Below are 14,423 nucleotides of genomic sequence, written 5' to 3'. Positions count from 1 at the left end.
ATTATCGTAACCAAGACTGAATCTGAAATCATGAAATAATCCCCTATTTGTAGGAGTATTTTCTTTTTTTGATGTATATTTGTACGTTGTAGATATGGCTTGTTGCATTGTAACTCTTAATGATGTGGTGTCTTTAAAGTTACTAAAAAGCAAACATATCTACAACTTTTTATAGGATTAAGAAAGAAGAAGACAGTTGAAATAAAAAAGAGATTACCACCAAATTTGACGAAGAACCTTTTTCAACTTTATAGTAGGAAAAAATTTCGTTCATTTCTGCACTGTTTCATTCTTTTTTATACTGTTATGAATTTATACTGCCAACACCTATACTCAATAAATATTCGCCATACTCACTAAAGGTTCATACAATTTCTCTATATCCTGTGAGTCCATCTCTATTTGAACTTGATCTCCAGGCATTAATTTCTGTCCTTTGGGAGGCCAATTCTTACGGTCACGATGCACATTTATAATTATGCAACGTTCCGGTAAACGAAGTTCATCCACCATCTTGCCATCTAAATAAGACCCGCTCATTACTTCTACAGACAATGTATAACGGGGCTCTTCCTTAAAGGCAGGCGAATGAATCATATCATCATATAAAATTACATTGAACGGTTTTATCTGAAGCATTTCCGTAAAGTAATAGGTTAATCCACCTACAACAATGGAAGGATAAAAGACTTCCAAATGTCCCGTAATCTCGGTTATTAAGACAATAGCCGTCAGAGGTGTACGAATGACTGCTACAAGAAATGCCGACATACAAATCAACATGATATAACTGATATTCTCATAAGCAATCACACCCTGTTGAACCATAATCAATCCCACTATTTGCCCCAAAAGTCCTCCTGTCACCAGTGTAGGGATAAAACTTCCTCCCGGTAAACCCGAAGAAAAAGAAAAGGTACTAAAAACGAAATGCAACAACATCATGCCAACAATCCAAAGAATATGTGTATCCGGATGCATGGCCTGTGATAGCAAGAACTGTTCCCCTCCTCCCGTCAGATTAAACTCGGCCATAGAAATCAAAAAAGCAATAAAAAGCAAATACAGCATCTTCACGTATTCAGGATGCTTAATAGCGGGATAAATACGTTTCATCTGAAGAGTAGTGACAGAAAAGAATTTTCCAAAAACAGAAACTACTGCCGCCAACAAAAGAAACAGTTTCACCTGCCCCCAAAAAGTCATTCCAGGCACAATGGCATCTATATGAAAATAAGGATTGATGGGAAAAATCCAACTGGCAACCCCGCCTGCCACGACTCCTGCCAAAAGCGTGGTAATGGCTGTTTTAGGTGCATCGAACCGCTCAATAGATTCGATAACCAACAATGAGGAAGCTAATGGGGCAGCAAAAGCAGCCGCCAATCCGGCACCTGCACCGGCAGACAATAATTGTTTCCGTTCGCCACTAAGCACCCTCCCCCATTTTGATACCAAATATCCGACATACGAACCTATCTGTACGGAAGGTCCTTCACGCCCCAAAGACAATCCGGTACTTAATGCAAGTATCCCACCCACAAACTTCGCAACCAATTCCAGAAAAGGATGCTTATAATCAACCCTCCCATTAATAACTCCACGTGTTTGCGGAATCCCCCCGCCGGTAATAAGCGGCATTTTCTTCACCAGCCAGGATACGAATACAAGTATTCCCCACATCAACAGGAAAAGAGGGATATACCAATACCACTTGGGATGAGAATCAAAAAAATCATGGCGGAGATTAAAGAAGAACTGTAACAGGTAATGATAAGGCACGGCAACAAGCCCCGTCAGTAATCCTACGAAGATACTGACAAAGTAAAGTCGTGCATCAATCAACTTCAGTTTAAAAATGCGCCAACGACCATTATCTTTTATCTTTTTTATCAGTCGAAACATTCAGCCAGCCTTACATTGTTTTATACGTAGGACATACAACAATCAAAACCTAGCTGTGGTTTTCAAACTCATGAAGATTTAATTTCTAATTATCTTCCCATCATATTCAGACGAAGTATAGCGTGTACCATAAAGTAAGACCCCAGTGCATTATAATCCGTGTCACGAATGGCGGTGGCGGTAATTGTGCGTATCAAAGAAATATCCTGATGGAGAATATCATAGATCTTGAAACGGATTAATAACTGTTTCTTTTTTAGAAAGGCTTTTGACAGTTGGCAGTTCCACATGAAATTCTCTTTGGCATAACCTTCATAACCATAACCGGTGCGGAGAGAATAAGTCAGGTCATTATATAGTTCCATCCCCCAAGGCAGATAAAGTTGCAGTTGGGTTCCTGCCTGATAATCAAAAGTTTCAGTACGTTTCTCCCGCACATCATTATAAGAATTGTTATAAATCAGGCCGACAAGCCCCGTAAGTTCCATTTGACGGGTACGATAAGTAAGCCGTAGACGCTCACGTCCCGTTAAATGCTGTACGGAGGTTTTCACCGGTTCTTCTTTATTCAGAGTTGTATAGCCATTCTGATTCCGGTATTGCAGATAGGAGTAAGTGCGAAATATCCAGCTACGATTCTTAAAAGGGGTATTGAGAGAAAAAGACCCCATGGCGCGCCAATTACCATTCATATTGACCGGAGACGTCGTTCGCACACCGGTTTCGCTGTCATAAGTCACCTGATTGGTTACATTATTAATGGTATTCTCGAACAAAGCGGTAGCTACCATATTTCGCTGATGTTTGGTATTGTAGGAATTAAAATTCAATGTAAACGTATTCGTATATGAAGGCTTCAACGAAGGGTTACCGACACGGATATTTAAAGGATTGGTACGGTCGGTCACAGGTTGGAGGTCGCGTACGCTTGGCTGTTTTCCTTTTCCTCTATACACAATTTGCAAACGGGTACGTTTTGAAAACTTGTAACGGAAATTGACTGTGGGTGAGAAATTCATGACTGATCTTTCCAACTGATCTTCGGGAGCGTCGCTCAACAAAGAATGGCTGACAGACTTTTGTGGTTCAAAATCAACTCCAATATTATAATTATACTTTTTCTGTGAAGTACGTATGGCAAGGTTCACCAAGTGATTACTGTATTGATTTTCAAAACGGTTACTGGAGTCTTCATCAAAGTCGGGAGCAAACTCTTCCAGTTCCTTATCCCAGTCATAGACAAAACGATCCGAATTGTTCACTCTATACTGATAGCTGTAACGGAGTTGCAGGAAATGCCGCCACGGCAACGGTTCTACATATACCAGTTGCACCCGGTAATTATACCCGTCCACATCATCCTCTATTTTCTGATTCTGAATCTTCTTCGTATTATTTTTGAAGTACCGGGTGGTGGAAAGGCTCTTCCGGTCGGTAGATGAAGCATTAGTACCATAGTCTACTTTCAAAGCGACATTTCTCCCCAAACGACTCAATTTCCGGCTAAGTTGTAACATCATCGTCAGGTTATACCGAGAATTATGGTTGGTGCCGGAGGACTCTCTCTCATTCAACAACACATCATTCCCCCACCCTTCCTGAAAGCCACTATTCTCTCTGTCATTGGCCGAGAAACGATATTGAGGACGGAAAATCAATGTAGTAACAGAATCCATTTTCCATTCAAGAAAAGCATTGGCCACCAGCTCATGATTCTGCAACCGGCTATTGTTCGTGCCCAGATTGATTGACCGATCCTCGCGAAGGAAGTTGTCGACCGTTGTACGGCTGTCTTCCAAACGGTCTGTACCCACGTATTGAAGATTGGAGCGTAATTTAACCCGCTTCCAGTCATGAGTCGCGTTTAGTCCCAATGAACGGGAAGTAGTCAGCCCCATTCGATTACGGATATTACCTGTAGCATTTGAAGATTCATTTTGCAATTCCGAGAATCCCTGATTATTGGTATTATTCAGATTCCCGATAATCGTTAATTGAGAGTTTTCACGAAAGCGGTTCAAGGTATTGGCTAATTCATAACGGTCTTTACTCCCGTATCCTCCCATAAAATTCTCCATCCAACCCAATTTCATGTCCTTTTTCACAGACAGATCCAGAATCATCTCTTCCTCTCCGTCATCTATCCCAGTGAGACGCGCCAAATCTGATTGGCGTTCATAGGCTTTCAACTTCTCCACCATCTCCACGGGAAGGTTTTTAAGGGCGGCTTTCGGGTCATCAGAGAAAAACTCTTTACCGTCTACTAAAATCTTCTTTACCTCCTTACCATGTATCAATAACTTACCGTCCGCATCTATTTCGCTTCCCGGAAGTTGTTTCACCAACTCTTCAAGCATTGAACCTTCGGGAGTACGATAGGCGGAAGCATTGAAGACTGTTGTATCTCCTTCCGTCACCGCCATCGGGGCTTGACCTACTACTACGGCCTCATCCAAAGCATAACTTTCCGGAGTCAGATTGATATTTCCCAATTCATAGGAGGTGCTTTTGCGGGAAATGGAAATGAGATGAAAAACAGGTTTATATCCGATATATGAAACTTGCAATAATAAAGACTTCGCCTTAGTCGCAGTAGGAACGGAAACGGAAAGTTGAAATTTACCGATAGCATCCGTAGCACCGCCGCCCAACAATGTACTATCCGGTAAAGCCAAAAGCCGGACCGTAGCAAACGGTACCGGCTGATTGGTTTCAGTATCAATCACACGACCGGAAAAACGCTCTTTGCCGGACTGAGCAAAAACAGTCAAACTAATCAGTAACAAGACATAACAAGTAATCAAACGGTACTGAAAAGAATAAATATGGCTGCCTATGTTCAAATTGTGTTGATTTAGTAAAATAAAACTATAATAAAATAAACCTAATCTTTATTTCTGGCCTTGACGCGGAGCACGAGGTCTTTGTCCCTGGTGGTGTCCCTGTCCCGGTTTCTGACCTTTTCTGCGGTCAAATTCCTTTCTGAATTTATTAGCATTCATCTTTTCCTGCTGATAAATCTTCAAAATCTGCTTCTGCGAAAGTATCTTGCTGAATTCATTGTAATACTTTTCACGAATATCCAGCATTTTACGGCTTTGAGTAAACTGGTTCCGCAACATGGTTGCAATCTCGTCGTCAGTCATGGACGGACGTTCTTTCTTAGCATTAGCGTCTGTGCCTTGTGCTTTAGTTTTCTCTGTTCTCGCCTTATGAGTCATCATACGACATTCACGCAATTCTTTCAGATACTTCTCGTATACCGGAGTAAATTTAGCTGCCGTTGCATCATCCAACATCAATGTATTTACTATTTGTTTAGTCTGCATCTGCACCATTTGTTCTGGTGTAGGACGCTGTTTTTTTTGTTTATTATCCGTATTCTGTGCAGACAAAGTCATCTGGCTTCCCATCAGGAGAACGGCCAAAATTACATAAATAAATTTAGTCTTCATAATCTTCACGTTTAAAATAATTAATTGAGTTACTTAATTCAAAAATATATCATTTTCAGAGAAGCTGACGAGCTCTTCCAACTCCTCATCTGATAGTTCTTTAATCCATTTATCTACCGGTTCCGTACCATTGGCTAATACTTTCGAAGAAGATGTTGTCACCTCATCTGCCTGTCGCAAAGACGGAACAAACAGAAATCCGACCCATACGGCTGCTATGGTAATCACCGTAGAAATAATCAGCTTCGTATGAGACTTCCGCTGTTGCTTCACTCCGGCACGTTCCATCACCTTTCGTTGCACGTCCTCGAAGAATCCATCGGGGGTACGGTAAGGTGTCCGTTTTCCAATATCATCAAAATCAAAATCCTTTTTCATCGTTCTATCTGTTTAATATATATTCCTTTATCTTCTCTTTCGCATAGTGGTAATTCACTTTTAGTGTATCCACTTTACTATCCAGTACACGGGCGATCTCTTCATATTCAAGTTCATCATAATAACGCAAGTTGAATACCAGCCGTTGCTTTTCCGGCAGACTTAAAATAGCTTCCTGAAACTTTACTGCCAACTCATTCTCATAATCAATGTAATCGGAAGCCTTCAACTTGCCCATCAACTCTTCCTGAACATCTTCTGCGGAAACAACTCCCTCATCTTTACATCCGTTAAGCAAGCGTAAACTCTCATTCGTCGCAATCCGGTAAATCCAGGTTGACAATGAACTTTCTTCGCGAAACTGATCGATATGCCGGAATACCCGGATAAAGACTTCCTGAAGCACATCTTCCGCATCTTCATGAGATACAACCAGTCTACGGATATAATTATATATCGGCACCTGAAAAGAGTCCATCAGCATCTTGAATCCCCGTTCGCGATTCGAGGCACAAGCTTCACGAATTTTATTCTCGTTTATCATCAATTCTTTTTCTGAACTTTATTAGTTAGAACGCGGAAGGCAGGTGAAGTTAAATATGGGATTTGGTATTTTGCTTTTATTAACAAGAGAGGGAGAACTGGCGGAAATCATTGTCGGTATATACGATAGGAATAAACGCATGATTCCTGATGACGTTTAGATGAAGGTAGAAAATTATAGTGACGCTATATGCTCGGGATAGTGACGGCATCATTGTCTCATACCGTCACTATCTTTGTCGGATAGCGTCACTATGTTTTTAGTAGAAATACTCTATTTATAAGCTGTAAACAAGGAGATGATTACCAGAACTTATTGTGTTCCGCACTATATTCAAAGCCTGCGGCTTTCAACTGATTCACTAATTCATCCTTGTTCACATTCATATCTTCACAAAGTTCGTCAAGTGAAGAATAGCAGTCGCGCAACTTCATATTGATGACGCTGAACAACATCATCGGATCTTTTGGTAATTCCATAACATACAATCTTTTAAACCGGGGGCAAAGGTACAGCAATCCCGTTGAATGGCAAAACAAATCAATCACCTATTTCTTCTATCTTCAAAGAGATTTTTTCTATTAGTTTGCTGATTTCTTCTTCCAATGGGATCACATTGAAGTCTTTCCAAAAGTTCTCATCGTATTTGAAATATGTGTCGGAGAAGATTGTACGAGTAGGCAATCTTTCTGTACGGGGAAACGCGACTACCTGTCCGGTTTCCACCTTGCAAGTAATCATCTCAAACCAGATATGAAGATCACGACTGCCAAACAGCATTTTTGTACGTTTCACTTTGAAATGAAGATCGCCCCGGATATGATGTATGTAATAAGTTCCTTGCCACGGTTTATAAGAAATGGTATATACCACTTTTTGAGGAATCATGCGTATGTTGCGTGCGCGCCTTTCGACGAACATACCCGCCGCATTTTTCACATATACAGGATGAACTTCCAGACGGGCTTGCAATAAGGCGCTCGTTTCAGAATCAAGGAATAGTTCTCCGCAAAAAAGAGGTTCACTGATTCCTTTTTTCTGTTCAAAATGCACCACATTTACAAACCGGTCTTCTAAAAATGTCACGCCCTCCGAAGTATAGGTATAAATGCTATTCTCGATACTGGGAATCAGGAATTCGGGCATATCTTTTATGATATCCATCTGAATACAAGCCTGAATTCCCGACTTCACTTTTACCAATAAGCTATCTTTCGCTTCCACATTGCTTAGCCGACTCATTTTCAACAGCTTCACTTGATCTGGCATTGCAGAATGTGAGGATGTCTTATAAACCTTGAACACTGCTTCCGACAAGTTTTGGAATTTGTTTTTCAACTGAACTCCTTCACGATAAAAGGTAGTCAGATACACGGGAGTATGCGAATAGTTCTGTTCCCTCCGTTCAATCATTTCTCGCAAAAGTTTCTTTGGTTCACTTCGACGAATCACTACTTCCTGCAAAGAAACCACTTTAGGTTCGAGACTAAGTATATTGTGCCGTCCAATCAACAAAGCAAACTCTATATCTTGTGAAAGATAACCTATATGAGAAAAGGTAATCGAATCGTTTTTTAAAGAATCGGGTAAGGACAGTTTAAAATCTCCATTCTGATTTGTTATGCTGCCGATAGATGTCCGCCTCACTCCAACAGTAGCTGAAGAGATGGGCACACCCGTCTCCTTATCCAGCAAAGTGCCGGTAATGGAAAAGTTAATAGGCTGCTCCGAAATGGAATCCTGTTGTATATGAATCTTTTTCTCCGAAGGGAGAGTAATCAGAATATGAGTACCAATCACCTGAAACTCCAAACCGGTATCTCCTACTATATCATACACTGCTTGGCGAATAGACCGTTCTCCTCCCTTTATCTTCACGACAGCATCATTATCAATAACTTTACTGTCATAAATAAACATATATCCCGACTGTTGGGAGACATTACCTAATAATGAATAAACAGTGCCTTTTGACTTGGGAAGCCGAACTATCCGTTCCAATACATCGCCCCCATCCGCTCTCATCGTATCGACTACGAAAAAGAGTATGAATAGAATGGATAGATAGCAATAAGCCTGTTTCATTTTCTCAAGTTTAAATGAGTTTTATTCTGATAACAAAAGAATATCCCCTTGCCGGACACATTGCAGACCGAGTGCGCTAGCTATCAGAGTAGCTACGACTTCAGAAGACTCATCAGAAAATTCAACCGTCAACCTACGTTCCTCCAATGCAGGTGAAGCCACTTGAATCTGCAAACTATCCGAATTCAGGTTCATCACTTTCAGAATGTTCGCCAAAGATTCATCTTTAAAACGTATGTGTTTAAAGAAGCTCCCCCACTCTTCATTCTCTTTATCCGCATCGAGAACGACTAATCGTTGCGATTGCACCACTACTGCCTCTCCCGCTTTTACATAACATTCCTGATTTCCTTTTTTTAGAGTAACTTTCACAATCCCTCTTTGTACAGATAAACGGAACGGAGCATGTTCATCGCTCTGTACACTGAAAGCGGTTCCCAAAACTTCAATTTTAGCTTGTTCCGTATCAATCCAAAAGGGTTGTCCCTGCTTCTTTGCTACGTCGAAGAAAGCATTTCCCTGCAAACTCACTTCCCGTTTATCAGCAATAAAGTGCTCCGGATATAATAAGGAGGTTTCCTTTGCCAAAAGTACCACAGAACCGTCTTCAAGAGTCGTTGCCAAAGTGGAAATGCCTTGATTTTCCTGTGTAAGAAAATTCCGTACCGGTTCTCTTTCAGAACCGGTCATCCAATACAAAGCTCCCCAGACGAAGCCTATCAAAACGGCGGCAACTGCTCCGTATCTGATCCATTGTGAATGTTTGCGTATAGAACGGCCTTCATCAACTTTCGCAAGTAAACGGTCATTGTCCAGGCGATTATACAATCGGTTCCATGCCTGATCTGTCTTTATTTTATAAATTTCTGTTTTCATCACTTCATGTGAATATAAGTTTCAACTTCTTCTCGTAATGTCCGGAGGGCTTTTGTCATTTCAGCTTCTACTGTTTTTACTGAAAGAGAAAGCTGTGTTGCTATCTCCACATATTTCCGCCCCTCCAAACGATGCATCTCAAAAATCTGTCGTCTGCGGACTGGCAGCTTTTCAAGAGTGTTATTTATGAATTTCTGTAATTCCTCATACTCCATCTGTTGATGAGGATCTGTCGACTGCTCCGGATTGGAAGTGTTCAATACTGCTTCACGGTATCTATTCCTAACTTCTTCGTGTTCACAATACTGCAAAGATTGATTGCGAGTCGCCCTGTACAGATAGCTCTTAACGGACTGGAAAATCTGTAAGCGCTCCCTTTCTTTCCAAAGCACATAGAAAAGCTCTTCTACAATCTCTTCCGCTACCGCCATCTGCCCGGTAATGCCTGCCGCATAACAGCAAAGAGGAAAATAGTAACGGCGAAAGAGTTCCTCAAACGCTTTTATGTCACCTTCCTTTATCTTTTTTAGTATGAGCAGTTCATCCAGCATACTTGCTTTTCTTTATGATTGACTTCAAATATAAGAAAACTATCCCTGTTTCAATTCGATTGCTTTTTCAATTTATCCACTGCGTGCTCTAAAGATTCCGTAGGTTCGATGATATTGTAGTTTCCCCAAAAGTCCGGATTCCAGTATTCGTCTACCTTATCATAAAATATTTGATTCAGGCTGAAAGCTTCTTTGTTGGGTATATTCTCCAATACTCCTTCTTTTCTATCGGTCACTACCATTTCGGAAGCTACCGTATAGCTCGTGGAAAACAACTTCCGCTTCCAGTCACATTTAAAACGGATTGTGTTACGAATATAGTTCAGATACGTTTTTCCATCTACATCTTTATAAGTGACCAGGTAAGAGAGTTCTTGCGGTTTGAATCTTAAACCGAGAGGTTTCTTATACAGAATTGCGGTAGTCGCCTTCGATTTATTCTGCATATCCAGACTCATTTCTATACGGGTGAATGACAACCGTTCACGATCGATATACAATTTACCATATAACAAAGCGTACATAAGAATGACTTTCGGGCGGAAATTAATAACATACTGCATACGATTATCTATAAGCATGGATTCTGCCATCCAGAATTCGTAATTATTCAATTCTTCAAAATCGAGTAACGCTCCCTTGTTCTTCACGACATCCAAAGTGACGCCCAGATTAGGACCACCCACAACTTTGACAGCTAATGTGTCACTCGCTTTCTGACTAAGCAGGCGACGTCCCTTCTCCACCCGTACTTTGTCATAGTTTATATTTCTATTGGTATAGGCTGTTTTGGACACATCGAGCACTGCCTCCGATATACCGATATATCGACGCCCTTTCTGTACGGTTTCCCGGTAAAATCCCGTCAGCATATCACGCTTATCACTATAATTTAAAGGGATCTTATTGATTGCTTTCTCTACAATTATACGTGGATTTTCGGCAAATACCACCACTTCATTCAATAGATTGGAATGAGGCGTCAACCAAACTGTCAACATAGCGGCTGTTTCTTTCTCCAAAGAGATATGAGTATTTACATAACCGATATGTGAAATGTCCAGTTCACGCGGGGTTTCCGTTTTTTTAATCTTCAAAGCAAATTCTCCTTCCGCATTGGTCACAGTACCGATATTGCTACCATGCACCGATACATTTACGTTCTCCAGAGCTTTTTTATTTTGCTTGTCTTTCACCATACCAACAATCGTAAGATAATCTCCGGCATCTCCTTGCGCCCACACAGGATAGCTACAAAGCAGCAAACAAACTGATAGCCATCCAACCAAGTGTTTTTCTACATTCTTCATACTGATGCTTTTTAAAGGTAAATAAATTGCGTTTCTACTAATAAGAGCGCTCAAACCGGAAATACCCTACAGCTTTTACAAAAAAAAGAAAAAGAAATCAGATTTCAATACCATATCCGGAAATTAATAGTAATTTTCCCGGCAAATTAATGATAAAAGCAATCACTATGATACGCAAATTAGACAAGACCGAATACGCCCTGGCTGCATCGTTAGCATTGGAGGTATATATACAATGCGGAGCGGAAGACTTCGATGAAGAAGGTTTGAATTCATTCAAAAGCTTTATCTCCAGCGAGCAACTGATGAATGAATTAGTGATTTACGGTGCTTTTGAGGATAAGAATCTGGTCGGCATTATGGGGACGAAGAATGAAGGAAAACATCTTTCTTTATTCTTTATCCGAAAAAAGTACCAATGCAAAGGTATCGGCAGACAATTATTCTGTTTCGCTATCAATGATTGTCCGGTAGATGAAATGACTGTTAATTCGTCCACATACGCCATTCCTTTTTATCAAAGTCTGGGATTTGAAAAGACTAAAGAGAAGCTATGTACTAACGGGATAACTTATACGCCAATGATATTCAAGAGGACAGTCAGAATCAGTTCCATCGCACCCTGTGGAATGGACTGCGCATTATGTTATGCTTTTCAAGATATAAAAAAGCCTTGCCCCGGTTGTAGAACCCAAACAGGAAAAATTCGGAAAAGTTGCCAAAACTGTATTATTTTCTCATGTGATAAGAAAAAGTATTATTGTTTTGAATGCACAAATTTCCCTTGCAAACGATTAAAAGCACTAGATGCAAGATACCAAAACAAATACAAAATGAGTATGATTATGAATCTTACATTCATAAAAGAACAGGGAGAAGAAAACTTCTTAATATGGCAAAATCATAAATACACCTGCCCCAAGTGCGGAAAACTGCGAACTGTGCATTACGACTACTGTATTCACTGTAAACAACAGAAGTTAACATAACTATAATGAATACCTCCCGATAGAGCTACAATTATAATTGTTAATTATGCTTGTGAATATGTATTTCATATAAAAATAGTTTCTACCTTTGCGACCGTTATGATGAAGTACATATTCTGTATACTATTAGGCGTATTTCTGAATTGGGGATTCCATCTGATTTCCGATGAAGCACAGGAGGCATACCGGTTAGAAACCGGTAGTACCAGTATACAAACCTATACCAAATCATACACCTCCAAAACTAATATCATACAGCTGGATAAAGAACAGAAACTAGTCAAAACAAAAGAATACACCGGAAAGCAAGATTACAATAACGATAATGGCGTTTTAAATCCATTCTCCTTCCGCCACCTCTCTCCTTTAAAGATACTACGATTCAATATTCCTTCTGTCACTATCCGTATACTAAGCTCTCTGAAGATCCAGCTTCCTCAAAACCAATGGACAGGTTTTTCATATTATACCAATCTTTTTAAATATTCTGATAGATATCATATCTATTCATTAGGCCACATACTCATTTAGCCATTTTATATTTTTCCGGCATAAGACTATTCCAGTCTTTGATGCCTCACTTTCGGTTTGCATCCTCCATTTGAGTGAAAAGAGTATTCACTATGGTCTGGAAGCCAATAACATTCTTTTTTTACCATAACAACCAAAGTATATAAAATGGACTTTTTATTAGATTTCATCCTTCATATCGATCAATATATGGTTATGATTGTGCGTGATTATCACGCCTGGACGTATGCCATTTTGTTTTTTATAATCTTCTGTGAAACCGGATTAGTGGTCACTCCTTTTCTTCCCGGTGATTCTCTACTCTTCGTTGCAGGAGCTATTTCTGCCTTACCTGACATGCCTATCAGTGTGCATATACTCGTTATCATTTTATTTGCCGCTGCCGTATTAGGCGATTCCTGCAATTACATGATCGGACATTTCTTCGGTCGAAAGCTTTTTAATAATCCCAATTCCAAGATATTCAAACAAAGCCATCTGGAGAAGACACACGAGTTTTATAAGAAATATGGTGGGAAAACAATTATTCTTGCCAGATTCGTCCCGATAGTACGCACGTTTGCCCCCTTCGTAGCAGGAATGGGAAAGATGAACTATTACTATTTTATGATGTATAATTTAGCGGGTGGTGCGGCTTGGGTCGGCATATTCTGCTACGCCGGTTATTTCTTCGGAGACCTTCCGTTTGTACAAGAGAACTTGAAACTGCTGATCGTTGCCATCATATTCATCTCTATATTGCCTGCAATCATAGAGGTAGTACGGGCCAAACTAAAGTCTTAAAACACCAAACTATAATCTGTATTCATTTGTTACTAATATAAATAGAGAAGAAAAAACAATTTAAAGTTTTTACACTTATGAAAAATTCTTTTTTTAGTCGGTTTACTCCAAAAGAGCCCAAATTTTTCCCATTGCTGAAACAACTTTCAGAAGTACTTTGTAAGGCATCCGTTGTTTTAACAGAAAGCTTGCAACATGACTCACCAACAGAACGTGCAGACTACTACAAGAAAATCAAAGAGCTGGAACGTGAAGGGGACAAACTGACGCATCGGATTTTTGATGAATTGGGCACTACATTCATCACTCCTTTCGACCGTGAAGATATTCATGACTTAGCTTCCTGCATGGATGATGTCATCGACGGAATAAATAGTTGTGCCAAACGAATCTCTATTTACAATCCCCGTCCTATCTCGGAGAACGGCAAAGAATTGAGCCGTTTGATTCAGGAAGAAGCGACCTACATCTGTAAAGCCATGGACGAACTTGAAACATTCCGTAAGAAACCGACTCTTCTCCGGGAATATTGCTCAAGATTACATGAAATCGAGAATCAGGCAGATGACGTATATGAATTCTTTATCACCAGGCTATTTGAAGAAGAAAAAGACTGCATTGAACTGATAAAGATCAAGGAAATCATGCATGAACTGGAGAAAACGACCGATGCCGCAGAGCATGTAGGCAAGATTCTGAAAAACCTGATTGTAAAGTACGCATAAAGTAAGCCGGAACACATGGAATTATTAGTGACTATCATTATTCTGGCTCTGATATTTGATTATATCAACGGCTTTCACGATGCAGCAAACTCAATAGCTACAATCGTATCTACCAGGGTGCTTACCCCCTTTCAAGCTGTACTATGGGCTGCTTTCTTCAATTTCGTTGCTTTTTTCATTGCCAAATACATCATAGGCGGATTCGGTATTGCCAATACAGTATCCAAAACGGTGGTAGAACAATATATCACTTTACCTATTATATTGGCAGGAGTCATAGCAGCCATCACC

General features: G+C 40.2%; 15 protein-coding genes. 5 read left to right on the top strand and 10 right to left on the bottom strand.

The window, feature by feature from the left end; all coding sequences use genetic code 11:
• Nucleotides 1-333: 333 nt before the first annotated feature.
• The 10 genes from HMPREF0106_RS05780 to HMPREF0106_RS05825 all read right to left on the bottom strand — a co-directional run bounded on the left by HMPREF0106_RS05780 (nt 334) and on the right by HMPREF0106_RS05825 (nt 11,104).
• Nucleotides 334-1,905, bottom strand: a complete 1,572-nt coding sequence (locus tag HMPREF0106_RS05780) for a ClC family H(+)/Cl(-) exchange transporter (RefSeq protein WP_008775097.1) — start codon at nt 1,903-1,905, stop codon at nt 334-336.
• An 89-nt stretch (nt 1,906-1,994) separates the two neighbouring features.
• On the bottom strand, nt 1,995-4,748 hold the full coding sequence (locus HMPREF0106_RS05785; protein ID WP_009040732.1) for a TonB-dependent receptor: 2,754 nt from the start codon (nt 4,746-4,748) through the stop codon (nt 1,995-1,997).
• A 48-nt stretch (nt 4,749-4,796) separates the two neighbouring features.
• The gene (locus tag HMPREF0106_RS05790; protein ID WP_009040731.1) at nt 4,797-5,360 is read right to left on the bottom strand and encodes a hypothetical protein; all 564 of its coding nucleotides are present in this window, start codon (nt 5,358-5,360) and stop codon (nt 4,797-4,799) included.
• A gap of 33 nt (nt 5,361-5,393) precedes the next feature.
• A complete protein-coding gene (locus tag HMPREF0106_RS05795; protein WP_004316888.1) occupies nt 5,394-5,738 on the bottom strand; it encodes a hypothetical protein in 345 nt (114 codons plus the stop codon).
• A 4-nt stretch (nt 5,739-5,742) separates the two neighbouring features.
• Nucleotides 5,743-6,282 (bottom strand): RNA polymerase sigma factor, encoded by a 540-nt coding sequence (locus tag HMPREF0106_RS05800; protein ID WP_009040730.1) that lies wholly within the window; start codon nt 6,280-6,282, stop codon nt 5,743-5,745.
• A gap of 302 nt (nt 6,283-6,584) precedes the next feature.
• Complete coding sequence (locus HMPREF0106_RS05805; protein ID WP_004316890.1) at nt 6,585-6,761, bottom strand: DUF4250 domain-containing protein; 177 nt, start codon at nt 6,759-6,761, stop codon at nt 6,585-6,587.
• Nucleotides 6,762-6,822: 61 nt separating this feature from the next.
• Nucleotides 6,823-8,367, bottom strand: a complete 1,545-nt coding sequence (locus HMPREF0106_RS05810) for a carboxypeptidase-like regulatory domain-containing protein (RefSeq protein WP_009040729.1) — start codon at nt 8,365-8,367, stop codon at nt 6,823-6,825.
• A 21-nt stretch (nt 8,368-8,388) separates the two neighbouring features.
• Complete coding sequence (locus HMPREF0106_RS05815) at nt 8,389-9,243, bottom strand: FecR family protein (protein ID WP_009040728.1); 855 nt, start codon at nt 9,241-9,243, stop codon at nt 8,389-8,391.
• Complete coding sequence (locus HMPREF0106_RS05820; protein ID WP_004316893.1) at nt 9,243-9,794, bottom strand: RNA polymerase sigma-70 factor; 552 nt, start codon at nt 9,792-9,794, stop codon at nt 9,243-9,245. Before HMPREF0106_RS05820 ends, HMPREF0106_RS05815 begins: the two co-directional genes overlap by 1 nt.
• Before the next feature lie 50 nt (nt 9,795-9,844).
• On the bottom strand, nt 9,845-11,104 hold the full coding sequence (locus tag HMPREF0106_RS05825) for a carboxypeptidase-like regulatory domain-containing protein (RefSeq protein ID WP_008021409.1): 1,260 nt from the start codon (nt 11,102-11,104) through the stop codon (nt 9,845-9,847).
• A gap of 167 nt (nt 11,105-11,271) precedes the next feature.
• Here HMPREF0106_RS05825 and HMPREF0106_RS0125060 point away from each other — a divergent pair, with 167 nt between their 5' ends.
• The 5 genes from HMPREF0106_RS0125060 to HMPREF0106_RS26295 form a co-directional block, all read left to right on the top strand.
• On the top strand, nt 11,272-12,093 hold the full coding sequence (locus HMPREF0106_RS0125060; RefSeq protein ID WP_032851575.1) for a GNAT family N-acetyltransferase: 822 nt from the start codon (nt 11,272-11,274) through the stop codon (nt 12,091-12,093).
• Nucleotides 12,094-12,192: 99 nt separating this feature from the next.
• A complete protein-coding gene (locus HMPREF0106_RS05830; RefSeq protein WP_009040725.1) occupies nt 12,193-12,624 on the top strand; it encodes a hypothetical protein in 432 nt (143 codons plus the stop codon).
• Between the two features lie 147 nt (nt 12,625-12,771).
• Nucleotides 12,772-13,407 (top strand): DedA family protein, encoded by a 636-nt coding sequence (locus tag HMPREF0106_RS05835; protein WP_004316898.1) that lies wholly within the window; start codon nt 12,772-12,774, stop codon nt 13,405-13,407.
• Between the two features lie 77 nt (nt 13,408-13,484).
• A complete protein-coding gene (locus HMPREF0106_RS05840) occupies nt 13,485-14,132 on the top strand; it encodes a DUF47 domain-containing protein (protein ID WP_009040724.1) in 648 nt (215 codons plus the stop codon).
• A 15-nt stretch (nt 14,133-14,147) separates the two neighbouring features.
• Nucleotides 14,148-14,423 (top strand): inorganic phosphate transporter (locus tag HMPREF0106_RS26295; RefSeq protein ID WP_009040723.1); only part of this gene is annotated, 276 nt, incomplete at its 3' end.

Origin of the sequence: Bacteroides sp. D22 (assembly GCF_000163675.1) — a bacterium.
Classification (GTDB): Bacteria; Bacteroidota; Bacteroidia; order Bacteroidales; family Bacteroidaceae; genus Bacteroides; species Bacteroides xylanisolvens.
The sequence above is the reverse complement of the archived record's forward strand: the minus strand, read 5'-3'. Positions and strand labels throughout refer to the sequence as shown.